Origin of the sequence: Anaerocolumna xylanovorans DSM 12503 (assembly GCF_900143645.1) — a bacterium.
GTDB classification, from domain to species: Bacteria; Bacillota; Clostridia; order Lachnospirales; family Lachnospiraceae; genus Anaerocolumna; species Anaerocolumna xylanovorans.
Genome location: NZ_FRFD01000003.1, coordinates 164928 through 185717 on the forward strand (window position 1 = coordinate 164928; position 20790 = coordinate 185717).

Here is a 20790-nt window from a genome sequence, read left to right on the forward strand (position 1 = left end):
GTTATTTTATGGAGGACAATTTATTTGAGTTGATGCAGCAAAAGAAACAGGAGGAAGAAATCAGGACTTTGGTGGCAGCTAATGAAAAATCAGAGGGTTTTGGACTTACGCTGTCTTATGAGGAAGCAAGGGAACTGGTTGCCGGGAGGAACAGCAGTCTAAAGAACAGCCAAAGAGTTGAATTTGGGGATGGTATCTTAAATAAGCTCATCTATCAGTTTTGTGACTCACAGTATATCAATCAGGATAACTATCTTCAGACATTAACGGACCTTCAGGACATCTTTTATCAGTTTAAGAACGAAGCGGAGGATAATCTGACAGATGATGAGCTGATAACTTTCATGAAAGAACAGTTTGAAGAAGTATGTACAGGAGATGTCGACTATCTTGCAGGAACCTGCCTTGAGAAATTTGCCGAGGCTGTCAGAGCAGGCTACAGAGGCTATACGGAAACAAGCGGGCATGGAGAGTACAGCCAGTTTGATGATGTGGTGCGCTGGGATAAAGATCTGTACTTTTCCGTACTAAAAGAACTCTTTTGGGAATAAAGGGAGGATGCATGGAATACGAAATGGAAGAGCTGCTTCCCCTTGTGGAAAAACTGACTTTTAAATACACTTCCGGAGATAGCAGCTCTGTCACTTATGAAACAGCCAGAATGCTGATGGAAGCTATTCTTTATTGTATCAGGGAGTATGACAGGGAGGGCAGCGAATTTGGTATCAGGACAAATGAAAAAACGGATGCAGCCACGGCTTATAAGCTTGGGTTTGAGGCAGTGACGGCAAAGGTTTATAAAACAAAAGAGCTGTATCATACCATACTGGAGGAGTTTGAGGATTATGGCTGCCGGAACTTACGGAATACTGTAATAGAAGGGATGCCGGCCTTTTTCCTTTGGTACGATCCGAAATTTAAACCCCAGGACCATCTTTTGACCCTTGATTATCCTGCCTTAAGACCGGTAAATGACCTATGCGGAGTAGATGCAATTTATCAGTATCTGCACAATATTAAAATAGAATCTGACTTTTTAAAGGCCTTTGGGAGCGTGCAGGTGGAAGAACTGTTAGAAAGGGTGATGCCTGATTACAGGAATCTGTATTATGACAATATATCCTATGAGGTGCTTTTAACGGTTGTGGGATGTATTGCAGCCAATAAGCCAGTCGGCAGGCTGCGTCTTACAAAGAAAGACTTGTCCGCGGTGGAAGAGTATTTTAAGGGAGATAGTGAAGAAACAGCGGAAATGAAGATAAACAGTCTGCTTTCTGATATGTTTCGGAGGGTTTATTTTGATAATGGAGAAATGGAAAGGTATTTCTGCTATCTTGGGAGGGAATATGCCGTGAGGATATTAAACGGCCTAAGGCATAATTCCCTGCCGCAAATTTTTTATATTATATGAAACACAGCATTACTGTAAAAGGATGTGACTTTAGTCATATCCTTTTCTTTCTTTTATCACTACCACAGGATAGACTGTCATGCTAAGATACCATTAGAAAGAAAAAGGCAGGGAGGAAAAGCAGAATGAGTGAGATTGTTTTAAGAACGGATGGAATTACAAAAAAATACAATAGCAAGGCAGTTGTGGATTATCTCACATTGGAGATAAGGCGCGGGGAGATATTTGGCCTTCTTGGCCCTAATGGCGCCGGCAAATCCACTACGATGAATATGATTTGCGGGCTGATAAAACCCAATGCAGGGAATATCAGTCTGTTTGGAAAGGAAATGAAAGAGGAAGGGAAGAAGATACTTGCTAAAATAGGCTATATTCCGCAGGAGCTTGCCATACATGAGAATCTAAAGGCCTGGGAAAACGTGGAGTTGTTTACATCCCTCTACGGAATCAAAGGAGCAAAATTAAAAGAGGCGGTAGAAGAGGCACTGGAGTTTGTAGGCCTGTCAGATAAAAGGAATATATTTGCCAAAAACTTTTCGGGAGGGATGAAGCGAAGGCTTAATATAGCCTGTGCGTTGGGACACAAGCCTGAACTTTTAATTTTTGACGAACCCACAGTAGGAATTGATCCCCAGTCCAGAAATTTCATACTGGAGAAAATCAAAGAGGCAAACAAGAACGGAACAACTGTCATCTATACCAGCCACTATATGGAAGAGGTAGAGGCTGTTTGTGAAAGGATTGCTATCATGGACAGCGGCAAAGTGATTGCGACAGGCACAAAAGAGGAGCTAAAGCAGCTCGTGACGGCGGATGCGGATAAGGAGCTTACTCTGGAAGAAGTATTTCTGACATTAACAGGTAAGAAACTGCGGGATTATACGGAGGGGGTATAAACTATGCCTTGGGCTTTTATAAAGAATAATTTCAAATTAATGTTTCGGAACAAGTGGAGCCTTTTACTTATGCTTGCCGGTCCTATACTCGTGATTGCTACATTATCCAGTGCTTTTGGCGAAATGATGAAAAGCTATACCCCGGCAGGTACTTTTACAGCAGGCTACAGTATAGAGGAAGGGAGCGGCTGGGAAGACGCCATGACCGGGATAGGGGAGGCGGCAGATAATAACGGGATTGAACTGCGGGAATTTTCTTTTAGCGGAACGCCTTCTTCCAAAGAAATCAAAGATATCTTTCAGAATAAAAAAGCAGCGGTGTTTGTAGAACTCGGGAAACATTCCTATCATATATACAAGCAGAAGGACTTAGAGGCCCAGGGAGGGAAATTTGAATATTTCTTTTATCAGGTAATACAGTCCTTAAGTCAGAAGACGCCAGGAAGTTTAGATGAAACCAACATTAAGACGGTCTTTGTTGATGCGGTGCCAAGACCCGATTCAACAGATTACTACGGCATTGTTCAAATCGTTTATTTTAGCTGGTGCGGTATTATTATACTGTCGCCGCTGTTTACCAGTGAAAAGAAAAACCGGATCGTGCAAAGGCTTAATGTATCCCCGGTATCCGGCTTTTCACTATACATGGGAAAGGTACTGCCCTGTATTGCGCTTACAATGCTCTTAACCTTTTTCGGTGCGGCATTGTGTACAATATTTTTAGGAGTAAGCTGGGGGAATCTGCCTGGTACTTTACTGGTTATGGCCTTTAGTATCATAGCATCTTCGCTGTTTAGCATTCTCATTTACTATCTTTTGGGGAATATGGCAATAACCATTGGAGTGATATTTACTCTGGTGTGGATAGCAGGCTATCTTGGAGGAAGCTTTGAAACCTATATATTTACATCGGTTCCCGACCGCTTGAAGGAATTATCCCCTTTGTATTATATAAACAGAACCCTGGTGGAGTATTCCACAATGGGAAGCAGCAGTTTTGCATCAAGGTGCCTTTTGTACCTTGCTGCTATCAGTATTGTTACTTTTGCGGGAGGACTGCTATTGGCAGGCAGAAGGAGGAAAAATCTATGAATGCTCTTCGCACACTCTTAATAATGAATATAAAGCTTTTGATACGAAACAAAGGATTTCTCTTCTTTCTTTTTGCTGTCCCGGTGCTGTCTGTGATGCTGTTAAATATCAGGCTTGGTGACGCTCCGGGTTCAAAAGTAAATATTCGGGATATTATTGAACAAAAAGATATGACAGAAAAAATAGTATATGACAGAGATTATACCCTAATGCCTATATTGGTATATGATAAATCCATGACAGAACTGTCAAGGTATTTCCAGGAGCAGCTGGCTAAGACAGGCATCTATCAGATTTACCGTGTAGATGCAACACATATCACGGATACTGAAATAGCGGATAACAGGAAGCTTCACCTGGAAAGGGATGTTGTTGCCAGCTTTATATGCCTGGATAAGGATTTTGATAAGAAGGCTGTCAATGGACGGATTGAGGATGGTTTTACCTTTTATAAAACAGGATTGGATGAAAGAGAAGAATTACTTTATCAGTCCGTCAAACAGACGGCAGTCTTCTATCATACTGCTGCAGGGAATAAAAATGCGGATGACATGTTAAAGCAGTTAAAAGCCCTGGAAAAAATCCAGCCGGAAAAGAAAGTAACAATTGTTGAGAATGGCGGGCTGACAGATTTGACGGACGAACAAAAGATAGATTTGTACGCTGTTAAAATTTCGATAGCGGTTGTAACAATAGCTTTTCTCTATGCCGGTATATTCATAGCCCAGACAGCAGTGGAAGAGAAAAACAATCTGGTATACACAAGGCTTAAACTTACCGGTACCAGTGAGCTTACGTACATGCTGTCAAAAATTATCATAACCCTGGTGACAGGCTTTTTGCAAACTGTTATAATGGGAATAGGAATTGCACTATTTGTAAAAGCGGATTTTGGAATCAGTATATGGAATTATCTGTTTCTAATCGGACTGTTGGGAATGGTATTCTGTAACATGAGCCTGGTGATGGGGATACTTTTAAACAATGTTATGAATGCCTGCTATCTGGCATTTATGATTTGGAGTGTAAGCTCCATGCTGTCCGGTCTGTACTTTCCTTTGGAGGAGGCTGGAAAGCTGTTAAAGAACCTGTCAAATCTGATGCCTCAGAATTGGACCATTGTTGCCGCAGAAGGGATAATGGGAAAGGATATCTCCGTATATTTTATGATACTGTGTGTTACGGCAGCCTATATTGTGATTATTATGAGCACAGGGGCCATAGGATTAAGATATAACAGGAATGAGTGAGAATGCAGGAACACTTGGAAATGCGTTATTTTGTATTTATAAAACTGATGATGGTTGTGGCTGTTGCCGTTTATGCGGCGGTATTTGCAGAAAGGGCGGATAGGGGCATTCCCTATCAGGTCCTGCTTGTAACAGCCCTCCTTTTTATGTCCGTAGTTGTATTGGAATTAATGGAAGAAAAAAGGGAAAGCGGGGCTCTTTTGGCTAGGAAAGGCTCTGTGGGAGCTTTGGCAGCGGAAGTCATATTTACTTCCGTTCTTATATGGGGATTCGAAAGAGACTATATCTATCTTCTGCCCATGGTATTTTTGGATATCATAATAGTGTTCAGACAGCCCTCTTTTTCTTATCCGGCAGTTTACCTCGGAATTCTTACGGCAGGTGACAAAGCGGCATATTTTGCAGCAGCTTCCTTTATTCTGGTGCTGTATTACCAGCATTATATCATTGTAAAAAAGGAACAGGTAAAGACAGAGGCAAGTGAGGAAAAGGAAGAAGAGCTTAAAAGGTATCTGGACAAAAGTGAAATAAAGTACAGGCTGGAGATTGACAGAAACCGCCTGTACCTTGAAGACAGGATTTTAGAGGAAAAGGTACGGCTGTCCCAGGCACTCCATGATAAGCTGGGGCATAGCATAAATGGTTCTGTGTATCAGCTGGAAGCAGTCAAGGTATTGATGGAGAAGGACAGGGAAGAAAGTAAGGCGATGCTTCAGACTGTTATTGACAACTTAAGGTCCAGCATGGATGAAATCAGGGTCCTTTTGCGGCAGGAGCGGCCCGGGAAGCGGCAGCTTGCTTTTATCCAGCTTAACAGCCTGTGTGAGGATTGCAGAAAAAAGTTTGGAATTGAGGCGGAATTTTCTTTGACCGGAAATGGGGAAGATATCAGCGGAAAGTATTGGGAGATTATTTTGGACAATTGCTTTGAAGCAGTCTCCAATGCACTAAAATATGCTTTCTGCACCAGAATTACCATTGAAATACTGGTCATGAACCGCATAGTTCGCTGTACGGTATCAGATAACGGCAAGGGCTGCGGGAAAATAAGCGAAGGCATGGGGCTTGACGGGATGCGAAGGCGGGTCAGGGAAGTGAACGGTTTTATCAGCTTTGCGGGAGAAGAGGGCTTTGTAATAAATATGCTTCTGCCCATAGAAGGCGGTCAGAATGAAAGAGAATGAGGAAAGGGCATGGTTATTGATATGGCTGACAGGATACGGGTCATTATAGCAGACGACAGTGATTTTGTACGGGACGGAATGAGAATCATACTAAGTGTGGATGAGGAATTCGAGGTTACAGGCTGCGCTGCAAACGGCAAAGAAGCGGTAGAAGCAGCCAGAAAGAATCCTTCGGATGTAGTTCTTATGGACATACAAATGCCGATCATGGATGGGATTGAGGCTACCGGAGTCATTGTAGAAGAAGGGCTGGCAAAGGTACTTATCCTTACGACCTTTGATGACTACGATCTGGTTCGGCAGGCAATAAAGAACGGTGCCAAGGGTTATCTGATAAAGAACCATACCCCGGACCAGTTAAAGCAGATGATAAAATCAATACATAACGGTGCCGGAGTTATGGAGGAAAGTATTCTTACGAAGCTTGCCAGAGAAGATAATAATGTGGTACCGGAGGCGAAGGGCTTTCCCAGTGAATTGTATACGGACAGGGAAATGGATATTATAAGAGCTATAGCGAAAGGTTTATCCAATAAGGAAATTGCGGAAGAATTGTTTTTGTCCGAAGGCACAGTGAAGAACTATATCAGCAATATTCTGGATAAAGAAGGAATATCCCACAGAACCCAGCTGGCGGTTTATTACCTGACGGGAAAACGGTGAGCCTAAAAGAAAATACTGTAAACAACCGGAATGATAATAGCAGGAAGAAGATTGCCGACTTTAAGCTTCTTCCCGAATATGAGGTTTATCCCTACACCAAAAATAAGGACGGAACCTATACAGGATAAGTAGGAAATCAGCCTGTCATCCATATAATGAGAGATAAGTGCCGCGCTAAGGGTAATTGCTCCCTGATAAACTAAAAGTGGAATAGAGGAAAACATGACACCGATTCCAAGGGAAGAAGCAAATACCATAACAATAATAAAATCCAGCATTGATTTTGCAAAAAGCATGGTAGCATCTCCTGTCAGTCCATCCTCAATCGATCCTACAATAGCCATAGCGCCAACGCAGATAACCAATGTTGCAGTAACAAAACCCTCGACGAATTGTGTATCGTTGTTGTCTTTCAGAAGCCTTTTAAGTTTATCTCCTAAATTCTCCATACGGATTTCAAGATTTAGAGCCTCTCCTATGAGACCGCCAATTACCAGGGAAAATACCAGAAGCATGGTATTAGAAGTTTCAAAGGCTCCTTTATCTGATAATTTCATAAGACCTGCCATAGCGCCGCTAAGTCCGATAAACAGGGTGGCAAGACCGCATGCCTGAATCAGAATATCATGGAATCTTTGTTTCAAACCATTCTTTATAATAAGTCCCAGACCACTCCCTAATATAACAGCTAAAAAATTGACTATTGTCCCTAAGCCTTTCATGCCGGTCTCCTATGTTGTTCATACTTTAAATTACATTTTCCACGTAAAATTCATTGTATCATAGATGAAAAAGAAAGAAAATAAAAAATACAAATTTTTCAATTTGAAGGACTTGACAAAATGAGGAATGCGAGTATAATTTGCTAGTCAGTTGCAATTAATAATTATACGAATGAACCTATGAGAGTAAGGAATAAAATAACAGAGAACAGGCACTAGTGTGAAATGAAAATCAATCATAAAAATAAGAAAATTTATCAGAATATTGTATATCCTTTAGCAGGTACCATATTGACAGCTCTGCTTCTTACCGTTGTTATTGAGAGTTTAAGCCGTGCATCACTTTATCAGGCATTGCTGTTCTTTAAACAGAAGCCCCTTTTGTTCTTTCTTAATTTTGCGGTTATATTGATAACCTTATCCATTTCCCTGCTGACAGCAAGAAGAAAGTTTTTCTTTTTGACCTTTACCGGAATCTGGCTGGTACTGGGTATTGTAAACCGGGTAGTACAATGCTTTAGGCTTACACCGATTTCAGCTATGGATTTATATCAGGCATCCGGACTGATTAAGACCTTGCCGGTGTACTTTAATACAATCGGGCTTATTTTTATTGGACTTTTACTGTTAGCAGGAGTTGCTTTCCTGTTTATATTATGGAGAAAGCTTAAGAAATCAAAACGCCTGGTGATTGCTCCTGTTTCTTTGCTGGTTCTTGCTTCTTTCCTGTTTATCCTGTTGTTCCATACAGTAACAAAGGAAAATATGCTGCAAAAAGAGTTCGACAATCTGCGGGATGCCTACCTGGAATATGGCTTTGCCTATTGCTTTACCAACAGCATTTTTGAGAGGGGTATCGACAGACCTAAGGACTATTCAAAAAAGCGGATGGAAGAAGTCTTAGACCAGATAGAGAATGAAACGGATAAGCTCTATACCGGAAGTACAGCGAAGGCAGAAAAGCCCAATATCATAATGGTACAGCTGGAATCCTTCTTTGATGTGAGCTATTTTAAAAATTATACATTTTCTGAAAATCCTGCTCCGAATTTCACAAAGCTTAAGGAAAATTGTCCTTCCGGTTTCCTGAAGGTTCCTGTTTATGGAGCCGGTACGGTAAATACGGAATTTGAAGTAATGACCGGAATGAGTATGGAGTTCTTTGGAACAGGGGAATATCCTTACAGAACTGTTTTGCGTTCAAAAACCTGTGAAAGCATCCCCTATAATCTTGACAGGAACGGATACCGCAGTTTTGTGATTCATAACAATACGGCGACTTTTTATAACAGGAATGATGTGTTTCCAATGCTGGGCTTTGATTACTTTGATTCCTGCGAATATATGAATGGATTGATCTATAATAAGATTGGCTGGCCAAAGGATGAGGTATTGACCGGTGAAATCCTAAAGGCATTAAACTCTGATGCAGAGAGGGATTATATTTATACCATAACCGTCCAGTCCCATGGAATTTACCTGGATAAAGAGCAGGATGATGCGAAAATAAAGGTAACACCCTCATCCGGGAATATTGCCTATCCGGATAATTTGTATAAGTCACTTTCTGGTTACGTCAATGCCATAGAATATTACGTCAACGAGCTGAATGAAACAGATCGTTTTATCGGGGAGCTGACGGAAAGCTTATCAAAATATGAAGAACCTACGGTAGTAGTATTTTACGGAGACCATTTGCCCCCTCTTTCTCTGAAACAGGAGGACATAACCAATGACAGGCATTCTACAGAGTATGTTATCTGGAGTAATTTTCCCATGGAAAAGACCAGATATGATCTTTCTGCCTACCAGTTAGGTGCTTATGTATTTAACAGGCTTGGAATGGAAGACGGTATTCTGGCAAAGTTTCACCAAAGGTGCTTTGAGGATGCGAATTATAGAGAAAATTTAAAGCTTTTACAGTATGATTTACTGTATGGTAAGAAGTATGTATTTAATCAGGAGAATCCCAATAAGAAAACGGATATGAGTATGGGAATCTATCAGCCGGAAGTCAAAGAGATTACCAGAGACGGGGATAATCTTCTCATAAAAGGAAGCGGATTTACCGAATGCAGTACAGTGATTGCAGATGGGAAACGTTGCAAAACAGAATTTATAAATGATACCTTGCTGAAAATACCATATAGGCAGTTGGAAGGCAAACAGGTTTATGTGGAACAGCTTGCAGGGGAAAAGACAGTTTTGGGAAAGAGTAAGGCTTTTAAATATGAGTAAGAGGGCAAAGGAGCTCTGGTCTTTCGGATTATACCGTAAGTCTGGGCTCCTTTCGCTTAATTAACGCATTATTGGTAATGGCGTCCTATCAATTGTTATATTAGTATTAATAAGAAGAGAATATATTTATATATTATACTATAAGCCGATTAATTACAGAATTATCAAAAAAGTGTTGTAAGTTTCTACAAGAATATTTATAATTTATGTAATAATTTAATGGAAAAGAGCGGCTTTTAAATTTAATTATGTTGGATTCTTAGAAAGAGGTCAATATGAAAGGTACAAAAGAAGAGATTGACAAATTATTTGAAAAAAGCTTGAAGGAATTAGATTTACACCATTTGGATGAAGCCATTAAGAGCTGTACGGAAGCAATTATTGGCTATGAGGAATTGGGAGAGTACTTTAAATGTGCCAGATGCCAAAATCTTCAGGGAGTTATTTATGCCGCTATGGACAATGAAACGATGGCAGTCGACTGCTATCTTTCCGGATTAGAATATTGCCGTAAGCATCATGTGAAAAATATAGAGCACCTCTTTTACTGTAACATTGGTACCAGATATATGGAGCTTGGGGATACTGCCAAGGCCCTTGACTTTTTTCTGAAAGCATTAGAGAGTTTGGAGGAAAATGGAGAAGGACTCTCTGAATTATATGAAAAGTGGACGATTGTAAACAGGCTGAATCTGGGGAGTGCCTATCTTAGACTTGGAAGATTGCAGGAAGCAGAAGACAATTTAAAGACAGCCATGGATTTGTCGGAGAGAACGAATGACAACACCTACAGTTTTACCATTATGTGCGGACTTTCAAAATGCTATCTTGCCAGAGGGGCAGAGGAATATACAAGAGAAAATCTCCAGATTATGATGGAATATGCCAGATTAAAGCTTGAACCGCTAAATGACTACATGCAGGACATCATAAGCTTTACGGAAATACTGAAAGCATTGGAGGAATATGATTTATGGAGGCAATGCATTGAGGAGTTCGACCAGCTCTCCAGAGTAGTAAAATCACGGACAGTAATGCTGCAGGCAGTTGAATTCTGGCTGGATTACTATTCCAGCAGAGGAATGGCGAAGGAGTACAAGAGAATGTGCATCCGCCACACCCAGCTGTATCTGGCCCTAAAGAAACATATTAACCAGGATAAAATCATGGCTTTAAATGCAAAGCTTGAGCTCCAGCAGGCTGAAGATGATGTAAGGGCAGCAAGGATCAGACTGGAGAAGGATGATGTTACAGGACTTAAAAACCGGTATGCCATGCAAAAGTATGGGGGCAAAGAGGTAGAGCTGGCGTATAAAACAGGAACTATGCTTGCCGTAGGCATATTGGATGTGGATCATTTTAAGGAATTAAATGATAATTACGGGCATCTCCGCGGAGACACGGCCTTAAAGCAGGTAGGTAATATTCTGGATAATTGTCTTGATGGATACGGGAATGTCTATCGTTATGGCGGTGACGAGTTCGTACTGATTATACCGAATGGCACCTATGAAGTGGCTGATAAAGTAGCTAAGAAGATTATTAAAAGCATTGCTAAAAGCCATATCCCCAACAAGACGGCTCCTATCAGGGGAGAACTTACGATATCCTTAGGGATATGCTGCTGTATTCCTAAAAAATCAGACCGGCTGGAGAATTTATTTGATATTGCAGATAATATCCTATATCAGGTTAAAAATAACGAGAAGAATGATTTTATTATAAAGATCATTGAAAATAACGAAAACAGTACTTCATAAAATTTTTTAAATCCGTAACATATGTTACGGATTTTTTTATGCACTCCTGCTATGATAGGTACATCAGGGCGAGATGAAATCAACAGGTAAAACGCCTAATAAACACAAATAACAGGAGGATATAAGAATGGAGAACAAGATGTTTTGTTATCAATGTCAGGAAACAGCAGGCTGCAGCGGATGTACACAGGCAGGGGTATGCGGTAAGAGCCCGGAAGTAGCGGCAATGCAGGATTTGTTAGTTTATGTATCCAAGGGGATTTCCGAAGTGACTACAAGACTTCGTGAGGAAGGAAAGAAAGTCAGTCCTGAAATTAACCACTTGATAACCTTAAACTTATTTACTACGATAACCAATGCTAATTTTGACGAGGAAGCGATTGTTTCCCGTATAGTTACAACTATAGATGCAAAAAAAGAACTGTTAGAACAGTTAGGTGATCAGAATAATCTTAGTGAAGCAGCCCTTTGGGAAGCAGGCAGAGAGGAATTTGGGGCCAAGGCAGCTAAAGTAGGCGTTCTTTCTACTGAAAATGAAGATATCAGATCTTTAAGAGAACTTATCACTTACGGATTAAAGGGCCTTTCCGCTTACGGCAAGCATGCCAATGCACTTCTTAACGATGATGAAGAGGTGGATGCTTTCTTACAGAAGGCACTGGCAAAGACTTTAGATGACAGCCTTGGAGCAGAAGAACTTGTTGCACTTACCTTAGAAACCGGTAAATACGGTGTAAATGGAATGGCACTTCTTGACAAAGCCAATACCACAGCCTATGGCAATCCGGAAATCACAAAGGTAAACATCGGCGTAGGAAAACGCCCCGGAATCCTTATATCAGGACATGATTTACGTGACATTGAAATGCTTTTAAAGCAGACAGAGGGAACCGGTGTTGACGTATATACCCACTCTGAAATGCTTCCTGCCCACTATTATCCTGCATTTAAGAAATACACCCATTTTACCGGCAACTACGGTAATGCATGGTGGAAGCAGAAAGAAGAATTCGAAAGCTTTAATGGGCCTGTCTTAATGACAACTAACTGTATCGTTCCTCCAAAGGACAGTTATAAAGACAGACTTTACACCACAGGAGCAGCAGGCTTCCCGGGCTGCAAGCACATCCCCGGTGAAATCGGAGAAGAGAAGGATTTCTCTGAAATCATTGAACATGCGAAGAAATGTGCTTCTCCTACCGAAATTGAAACTGGTGAAATCGTTGGAGGCTTTGCCCACAATCAGGTACTTGCCCTTGCTGACGCCGTAGTTGGCGCCGTTAACTCCGGAGCTATTAAGAAATTTGTTGTTATGGCTGGCTGTGACGGAAGAGCAAAGTCCAGAAACTACTACACAGATTTTGCAAAAGCACTTCCCAAAGATGCGGTTATATTGACAGCGGGCTGTGCAAAGTATAAATATAACAAGCTTGACCTTGGTGATATCGGTGGTATTCCAAGAGTTCTGGATGCCGGACAGTGTAACGATTCCTACTCTCTTGCGATTATTGCACTTAAGCTTAAGGAAGTATTCGGCTTGGACGATATTAATGACCTGCCTATTGTCTATAATATCGCATGGTATGAGCAGAAGGCTGTTATCGTATTATTAGCTTTACTGTACCTGGGTGTAAAGAACATCCATTTAGGACCCACACTTCCTGCCTTTCTTTCCCCTAATGTAGCAAAAGTTTTAGTGGAAAACTTTGGTATTGCAGGAATCGGAACAGTAGAAGATGATATGGAGTTATTCTTTGGCAAAGAAGATGAGGCAGCTGCAACAGCAGAAGAAGGCATCATCACAAAGGATATGTTAATTGGTGATATTCTCCGCATTGATTCAAACCTTGCTCCTGCCCTGTTAGAGATTGGTATGCACTGCTTGGGCTGCCCTTCTTCCCAGATGGAATCCTTAGAGGATGCCTGTGCAGTTCACGGTATTGATGTAAACGAAGTTATTGTAAAGTTAAACAGCCAGTTAACAAAGTAATTCCTGCTCCCTTCACCTTCCCTACTTGCTAAAAACCATGGAAATTCAGGGACTCCCGTATTCTGTATTTATTGTAAGATATGGCAGTCCCAGGTGTCCATGAAAAGGAGAAACATATGAGTGCATTTTTAGGACCAATCCATTACTGGGTATTTAATAAAGTAATATTACAGGAAGAATTAATACAAGATATTATAAAAGCATCCGGTGCTGATAACTGGGATGATAAATTAGAAGATAAGCTTTCAGAAGCCTATGGAACGATAGAAAATAAGCCTCTGGAGGATGTGATAGATTATAATAATATACATGGATGGCTTCAAGGCAGAATCTCTGTTACGGAAGGAAGACTAAGCCTGGCAGCAGCCGTTTTGCTGAAAGCAGACCCAAAACGCAAAGAAGATATTATCCGGATAGCCTATGAATTCGGAGAAAAACACCCCATTTCAGAAGAGGCAGATACCGAAGAAGCATTCAAGGCTATCTGTGACAGCCTGATTGATGGTATGCCCTGTGACGGAGTAAATGAAGTGCTGGAACAGGGAGAGGCTTACACCAGCTGGCAGCAGACTGCCTGTGTTCACGCCGGATACTGGGAACAGGTTGGAGAATCCGTCAGTGTTTATTATGAGCTAAGAAAGGCAATAATAGAAGGAATGTTAAGAGGGACAAGACTTACATTCAATGTAAAAGAAGACAGTATTTTTGAAATTGTAAGACAATAAGGATAAAAACAGGTCAAGGAGGTATGCATATGTACAGTGTGGAATTAATGGTGATGGAACACGAGAATATCCTTAAGTTTATCGGAGCGGTAGAAAATGCCTGCTGCCGTATCATAGAGGGTGATGAGGTTGATACAGATGACTTTGAGAAGATGATATACTTTGCCAGAAACTACGCTGACAAGCACCATCATGGCAAGGAAGAGCAGGTATTATTTGCGGAAATGACGAAGCATCTTGGAAAAATCGGAACGAATCTGATCCAGCACGGTATGCTGGTGGAGCATGACCTTGGACGTTTGCATATGTCCGACCTGGAGGAATCCATAAACCTTTACAAAAAAGAGCCGAAAACCATTCATAAACTCGGTATTATTGCAGGAGCTTCCGGCTATGCCAATCTGTTAAAAAGGCATATCGGAAAAGAAAACGAAGTAATTTATCCTTATGCGGAAAAAAGCCTGACCTCTGAAATCCTTGCCTCTGTTGATGAAAGGGTGAAAGCCTTTGAAGAAGAAGCAAAGGGACAGGGAGTACAAGAGTATTGTCTTGGATTATTAAAAGACCTTACCGGTAAGTACAACGGATAAGACCTTTCGTGTAAGCCCAGAGGATATCTTATCCTGTGTCAAGAATTATTAAAAAAATTCTTGAGGTATTAAAATAACCGGAATACTGATAAGATATTGCTGTAGAGGTAATACAAAACGGAAGGAGCGGTAAGGTATGAGACCTGATAAGCGCATCTATGAATCAATTTAATAGGGAACCTGTAATGGATTCGTTATGAAGAAAGCACTTAAAAGGGCATACTTTTGAAATAGTAATGCAGCACTGTAGAAGGAGGATTCTTTCTGCAGTTTTTTTGTTCATTTTTTTCATGGATCCATTTACAGTATTAAAACAGATGAAAGGAATGAAAAAAGATTGTGAAGGACTTATTTGTAAACGGTGTAAAAAAATATTTGGATTCTACCCTGGTATTAAAAAATATTAATTTTATGGTAAATGAAGGAGAAAGGGCAGGAATCATTGGGGAGAATGGCAGCGGTAAGACTACAATTCTTAAATTAATTGCGGGGATATTAACCCTGAATCATTGTGCCGGATATCCCTATGCTCCCGTACCTCCGGGCTTTGATGAGGGATGGGTGGTGATGCCTAAGGATGCAACCTGTGCTTACCTTAACCAGATACCGGATTATGAAGCAGGAGTTAAGGTTATTGATGTACTAAACCTTGCTTTTGAGGAGGTATATGGCATAGAGGCAGAGCTTAGAAGCCTTGAGGCCGAAATGCAGCAGGCACAAGGAACAGAGCTTGAGCGGATATTAAGGAAATACGATAATTGCCTTAAACTGTATGAAAGCAAAGGCGGTTATGAAGTTACGGAAAAATTAAACAGAATATGCAAGGGTCTTAAATTCAGCGAAGAATTCTTAAAGAAGGATTTTAACATATTAAGCGGCGGGGAGAAAACCACAGCGGCCCTTGGAAAGCTCTTAATGGACAGTCCGGATATCCTGCTTTTGGATGAACCAACGAACCATCTTGATATGGAATCCGTGGAATGGTTAGAAGAGTATGTAAGAAACTATAAGGGAACAGTAATTATTGTATCCCATGACAGATATTTTCTGGACCATACCGTAACGAAGATTGTTGAGATAGAAGACATGGAAAGTGAGACCTATCAGGGAAATTATACGGATTATGTCCGTATAAAGGAAGAAAACATAAGACTGTGGCAGGAAAATTATAAGGAACAGCAAAAGAAAATAGGGGCCATGGAGAATTCCGTCAAGCAATTGAGGGAATGGGCAGATAAAAGCGGAAATAACAAATTTTACAAGAGAGCTGCCAGTATCCAGAATAAGCTCGAGAAAATCCAACGGATAGAAAGGCCAAATTCTAAGAAAAGCATGAAACTAAGCTTTTCAGAGGCCAATAGATCGGGAAATATTGTAATCAAAGCAAAGGGGCTAAAAAAAGCATACGGAGAGAAAATACTCTTTGAGGATGCGCAGATGCAGGTCTGTTACGGAGAAAGAGCTGCTCTTATCGGGCAAAACGGCAGCGGTAAAACGACTTTCTTAAGGATGCTTTTAGGAGAAGAAACACCGGATGATGGCATTATCGAGTTTGGCAGCAGTGTAAAGGCAGCTTACCTTCCCCAGCAGCTTACCTTTTCAAACGAAGAACTGACAGTAGTTGAATGTTTCAGAGAGGATATTTCCATTCTGGAAGGAGCCGCCAGAGAATATCTCTCAAAATTTTTGTTCTTTGGAAGTACGGTATATAAGAAGGTAAAGTATCTTTCAGGGGGAGAAAGAGTACGCCTAATGCTTGCTAAGCTTATATTTCATAAGGCAAATCTTCTGATACTGGATGAACCCACCAATCATCTGGATACCTCTTCTATCGAGAATATCGAAAATACGCTGGAGGCCTTTAAAGGAACTGTGTTTTATATCTCCCACGACAGGTACTTTATCAATAAAACTGCTGACAGAATAGTAGCTCTGGAGGAGAGAAAGCTTAAAAGTTATGCCGGAAATTATGATGACTATAAGGCGGAGCTGGAAAAGAGGGACGCTTCCTCCAAAAAGGTGAATGAAAATGACAGAAAAGAAAGCAGTAAGAAAGAAAATAATAGAAAAAGTAACGGAATAAATACTAAAAGAAACGAAATGAAAATAGGGAAAGAGACAGGAAAAAGTGAGATAGAAAAGCTTGAGCGTACGATTGAAGAGCTGGAAAATGAGATAGAAATCATATCCGGGCGTATGAATTCTTCAAAAATCCAGCCGGAAGAATTAAATGATCTATACTGTAAGCAGGAAGAATTATCTTCCCGGTTGGACTGCTGTATGGAAGAATGGCTGAAAGCCAACAACTGAAAATGAATGCCGGCAAGACAGGGATTATAGGAAAGATAATGGGATACCGGGCAACTAAAAAAATAAGTTGCCGGTATCCCATTTATTTTTAATATTATAAATTTTTAAATTTGATAGTTGACATTTAAAAGAAGATAGTATATTATATGGAAAACATTATTAAACATATATGAATAGTATGTTTGAAAGGAAAGCTCTAAATAAGCAAATCCGATCACGAGTTGCAAATCAGTTAATGAAAAAAGAATAGGAAGGGTAAGGATTATGGCGAAAAAAACGACACAAATTGCAATCTACGGCAAAGGAGGCATTGGTAAATCAACGACCACATCCAATCTGTCCGCGGCACTATCAGAAATGGGCTATAAGGTAATGCAGTTTGGCTGCGATCCGAAAAGTGACTCCACCAATACACTCCGCAATGGTAAATACATACCAACCGTACTGGATACGTTGAGAGAAAAAAATTCAGTAAAGGCCAATGAAGTAATTTTTCAAGGATTCAATGGAATCTATTGCGTAGAAGCCGGAGGCCCCGCTCCAGGTGTCGGATGTGCCGGAAGAGGTATTATTACTGCCGTTGAATTATTCAAGCAGCAGAAAGTTTTCGAAGAACTGGATTTGGACTTTGTAATTTATGATGTACTGGGAGACGTTGTCTGCGGCGGGTTTGCAGTACCAATCAGAGAGGGTATTGCCGAGCACGTATTTACCGTATCTTCTGCAGACTTTATGTCTGTATACGCTTCCAATAACCTGTTCAAAGGAATCCACAAATACTCAAAATCGGGAGGAGCTTTACTTGGCGGTGTTATTGCCAACTCTATCAATGCACCTTATGCAAAAGACATTATAGATGATTTCGTAGCACAGACAAAAACCCAGGTAATTGAATATGTTCCCCGTTCTGTAACTGTTACCCAAAGTGAATTGCAGGGAAAAACGACCATTGAAGCAGCACCCAATACAGCCCAGGCTGATGTGTACCGCTCCCTTGCAAAAAAAATAGCAAACCATACGGAGTCAAAGACTCCGGCTCCTCTTGAAGTCAGCGAATTGAGAGAATGGGCTGCCAAATGGGGGGATTATCTCTTAGCCATGGAAACGGGAACCATAAGGACAGAGCAAGCTGGCAACTTATAATAGAAAAGGAGGCAATTCCATGGCAATTAATCTTAAGGTATCCACTGTTGGCACCAGAGAAAACCGTTTGGGGTCCATTACCGGTTATGAAGGAGACTTATATGATATCGTAGAGCAATCCCACTGCGGTTCGCTTAAGAACAAAGAGCGTTGTTTCAGCCAGTCAAGCACCTGTTTGTCTTCTTGTGCCCTTGGCCAGCTTTCAGGCATCCGGGATGTTGCGGTTATCAACCATGCTCCGGCAGGCTGTACGGCAACGGCTCCCGGCTCTGTGGTATTAAATAACCAGCTCGCAGCAAAGATAGGTGTAACCAATGATACAGTATTCCTGGGAACGGATATGAATGAGAAGGATACGGTATTTGGAGCTACTGACACCTTGCGGGAGATTGTGTTAAAAACTTATCGGACCTATCAACCAAAAGCCATTTTTGTGGCTACCTCCTGTGTTACCGGAATCATTGGTGAGGATGTGGACAGTATCGTTGAGGAGATCAAAGAGGAAATACCTGTTCCTGTAGTTGCTGTTCACTGCGAAGGTTTTAAGTCCAGGATATGGGCATCAGGCTTTGACATTTCCGACCATGCAGTGCTGCAATCCATTGTAAAGCCTCCGAAAGAAAAACGGGATGTTATCAATTTTAAGAACTTTTTTGAGAGTGAGAGACAGCAGATTACAGAGCTTTTTGAAGAATTTGACGTCAAGGTCCAGTTCCTGTATCAGAATGCTACCGTAGAAGAACTGGAGCATATCTCGGAATCCCTTGCCACCGTCTGTATCTGCGGTACTCTGGGAACTTACCTTGGGAATGCCCTGGAAGAGCTGTATGGAGTGCCCTATATCCGCACGATAAATCCTCTTGGTATTACCGGTTATGAGACCTGGCTAAGGGAAATCGGCAGGGTGATCGGAAAATCCGATAAGATTGAGAACTACATCGAAAGAGAGAGAGCAATCTATCTTCCACAGATTGAAGAATTAAAGAAAGAATTAAAGGGTCTTAGGGCTGTTATCGGTATGGGACCCGGATATACATATGAAGTATCCAGAGTGCTGCAGGAACTTGGAATGGAAGTAGTATGGGCAGCGGCCTGGCATTATGACGGTAAATACGATAATGAAGCAGTTCCACCGGCACTGGATCATTTAAAGAAAACTTCACCTGTCAATATCAAGCTAAGTGTGGCGGACCAGCAGAACTTTGAAGTGCTTAATATCTTAAATGAATACAAACCGGATATCTATTTCTCAAGACATCCGGGAACTACGGTATGGGCAATTAAACAGGGAGTGGCAGCACTTTATGTTGCGGATGAATACTTTATCTTCGGTTACAAAGGTACTCTGAATTTTGCCAAATCCGTACTGGATACCGTAAGGAACAGAAGCTTTGAGAAGAATCTGGCAGCCAGAGTGAAACTTCCCTATACCGATTGGTGGTATAAGCAGAATAATAATGCATTCTTAAAGGAAAGTGTCTAAGATTGGGAGGAAAGAGCAAATGGCTAAAATATTAAATCAACCGAGATATAAATGTGCACTGGCGGCGATGCAGACCGTTCAGGCAATTACAAGAGCACTGCCGATCCTGCATTCCGGTCCCGGATGCGGTGAAAAGTTAGGAGGAAGTGTCGGAAGTTCAGGCTTTTTTTCACCTCATATATTTCCTTGTACCAGTATCAGCGAAAAAGAAGTAATCTTTGGCGGAGATGAAAAGTTATATGAGACCATTGAGAATTCCCTTAAGATTATTGATGCGGATCTTTATGTGGTACTTACCGGCTGTACTCCGGAAATCGTCGGAGACAATGTAGAGGATGTGGCAGGCCGGTTCAAAAACAGTGAAAAACCAGTAATCTTTGCCTCTACGGCCGGCTTTAAGGGAAATAACTACCGTGGGCATGACTGGGTATTAAAGGCTATTTTTGACCAATATCTTACGGAAAAGAAACCGGTTCAAAAAGGCCTCGTAAATATCTGGGCGGGACTTCCCATGCACGACCCCTTCTGGCTGGGCAATCTGCGGGAATTAGAGAATCTGATTGAACGGCTGGGGCTTATTCCTAATACCATCTTTGGCTTTGGGAGGGGAATTGAAAATATCAATAAGATTCCGGAGGCGCAGTTTAATCTGCTGGTGTCACCCTGGGTGGGGCTTGAGAGCGTGCAATTACTGAAAGAGAAATTCGGAACACCCTATCTGCACTATCCGGTACTTCCTATTGGTGCTTATGAGACCTCCAAATTCCTCCGGGCGGTGGCGGATTATGCAGACTTTGACACAAAAGAAAGAGAAAAGGCAGAGGCGTTTATCCTGAAAAAGGAAGAAGAATATTACTATTATATCGAACGTTATGCAGATGTTTTTCTTGAGACACGTGTTATGTCAAAACGGTTTGTAGTAGTTTCCGATGCCAGCTATACCTTGGCAGTGACAAAGTTTTTGGTAAACGATTTGGGATTATTTCCATCCAGGCAGTATATTACGGATGATGCTCCCGAAGAGTACAGAGAGGATATTAAGAAATACTTTAAAGAATTAAACTACGGAATTGAAGCAGAAGTCACTTTTTCAAGTGACGGGCATCAGATACATAAAGAGATAGAAGAAGCCGACTTTAACGGCTACCCTCTTATTATCGGAAGCAATTGGGAGAAAAGCATTGCCAGAAAGACCAATGCACATTTTGTGAATATATCCTATCCATTAATTGAGAGGCTAGTTATTAACAGCAGCTATACCGGTTACGGGGGCGGCCTGAAACTCCTGGAAGACATTTATTCTGTGGCATTTACCCGCTTTAACTAAGACGGC

The 20790-nt window shown here is 41.2% G+C and carries 17 protein-coding genes; 16 read left to right on the forward strand and 1 reads right to left on the reverse strand.

Going from position 1 to position 20790, the window contains the following annotated elements; genetic code table 11:
* Positions 1-8 precede the first annotated feature (8 nt).
* From BUF11_RS00795 to BUF11_RS00825, 7 genes are all read left to right on the forward strand, one after another.
* Entirely contained in the window at positions 9-551 is a 543-nt protein-coding gene (locus BUF11_RS00795; protein ID WP_073586911.1) for a DUF6323 family protein, read from the forward strand.
* A gap of 11 nt (positions 552-562) precedes the next feature.
* Positions 563-1411, forward strand: a complete 849-nt coding sequence (locus BUF11_RS00800) for a DUF6179 domain-containing protein (protein WP_073586912.1) — start codon at positions 563-565, stop codon at positions 1409-1411.
* Between the two features lie 125 nt (positions 1412-1536).
* A complete protein-coding gene (locus BUF11_RS00805; protein WP_073586913.1) occupies positions 1537-2307 on the forward strand; it encodes an ABC transporter ATP-binding protein in 771 nt (256 codons plus the stop codon).
* Between the two features lie 3 nt (positions 2308-2310).
* Positions 2311-3399, forward strand: a complete 1089-nt coding sequence (locus tag BUF11_RS00810; protein WP_073586914.1) for an ABC transporter permease — start codon at positions 2311-2313, stop codon at positions 3397-3399.
* On the forward strand, positions 3396-4649 hold the full coding sequence (locus BUF11_RS00815; RefSeq protein ID WP_073586915.1) for an ABC transporter permease: 1254 nt from the start codon (positions 3396-3398) through the stop codon (positions 4647-4649). Before BUF11_RS00810 ends, BUF11_RS00815 begins: the two co-directional genes overlap by 4 nt.
* A gap of 2 nt (positions 4650-4651) precedes the next feature.
* A complete protein-coding gene (locus BUF11_RS00820; RefSeq protein WP_073586916.1) occupies positions 4652-5833 on the forward strand; it encodes a sensor histidine kinase in 1182 nt (393 codons plus the stop codon).
* A 9-nt stretch (positions 5834-5842) separates the two neighbouring features.
* Entirely contained in the window at positions 5843-6496 is a 654-nt protein-coding gene (locus BUF11_RS00825) for a response regulator (protein WP_073586917.1), read from the forward strand.
* Between the two features lie 2 nt (positions 6497-6498).
* Here the strand turns inward: BUF11_RS00825 and BUF11_RS00830 are convergent, their stop codons facing one another.
* Positions 6499-7218: a DUF554 domain-containing protein gene (locus BUF11_RS00830; protein WP_073586918.1), complete on the reverse strand. Its 720-nt coding sequence runs from the start codon at positions 7216-7218 to the stop codon at positions 6499-6501.
* 225 nt (positions 7219-7443) lie between these two features.
* Here BUF11_RS00830 and BUF11_RS00835 point away from each other — a divergent pair, with 225 nt between their 5' ends.
* The 9 genes from BUF11_RS00835 (at position 7444) to BUF11_RS00875 (ending at position 20784) form a co-directional block, all read left to right on the forward strand.
* Positions 7444-9456 (forward strand): LTA synthase family protein, encoded by a 2013-nt coding sequence (locus BUF11_RS00835; protein ID WP_073586919.1) that lies wholly within the window; start codon positions 7444-7446, stop codon positions 9454-9456.
* A gap of 275 nt (positions 9457-9731) precedes the next feature.
* Complete coding sequence (locus BUF11_RS00840) at positions 9732-11216, forward strand: diguanylate cyclase domain-containing protein (RefSeq protein ID WP_073586920.1); 1485 nt, start codon at positions 9732-9734, stop codon at positions 11214-11216.
* 127 nt (positions 11217-11343) lie between these two features.
* Positions 11344-13206 carry a hydroxylamine reductase gene (gene hcp / locus BUF11_RS00845; protein WP_073586921.1) on the forward strand — a complete coding sequence of 621 codons (1863 nt, stop codon included), beginning with the start codon at positions 11344-11346 and terminating at the stop codon, positions 13204-13206.
* Between the two features lie 116 nt (positions 13207-13322).
* Positions 13323-13931 carry a hypothetical protein gene (locus tag BUF11_RS00850; RefSeq protein ID WP_073586922.1) on the forward strand — a complete coding sequence of 203 codons (609 nt, stop codon included), beginning with the start codon at positions 13323-13325 and terminating at the stop codon, positions 13929-13931.
* A 29-nt stretch (positions 13932-13960) separates the two neighbouring features.
* On the forward strand, positions 13961-14521 hold the full coding sequence (locus BUF11_RS00855; RefSeq protein ID WP_073586923.1) for a hemerythrin domain-containing protein: 561 nt from the start codon (positions 13961-13963) through the stop codon (positions 14519-14521).
* A gap of 339 nt (positions 14522-14860) precedes the next feature.
* Positions 14861-16831 carry a ribosomal protection-like ABC-F family protein gene (gene abc-f / locus BUF11_RS00860; RefSeq protein ID WP_073586924.1) on the forward strand — a complete coding sequence of 657 codons (1971 nt, stop codon included), beginning with the start codon at positions 14861-14863 and terminating at the stop codon, positions 16829-16831.
* 264 nt (positions 16832-17095) lie between these two features.
* Positions 17096-17974: a nitrogenase iron protein gene (gene nifH, locus BUF11_RS00865; protein WP_073586925.1), complete on the forward strand. Its 879-nt coding sequence runs from the start codon at positions 17096-17098 to the stop codon at positions 17972-17974.
* A gap of 19 nt (positions 17975-17993) precedes the next feature.
* Positions 17994-19457 carry a nitrogenase component 1 gene (locus BUF11_RS00870; RefSeq protein ID WP_073586926.1) on the forward strand — a complete coding sequence of 488 codons (1464 nt, stop codon included), beginning with the start codon at positions 17994-17996 and terminating at the stop codon, positions 19455-19457.
* Positions 19458-19476: 19 nt separating this feature from the next.
* Positions 19477-20784 (forward strand): nitrogenase component 1, encoded by a 1308-nt coding sequence (locus BUF11_RS00875; RefSeq protein WP_073586927.1) that lies wholly within the window; start codon positions 19477-19479, stop codon positions 20782-20784.
* Positions 20785-20790: the final 6 nt, after the last annotated feature.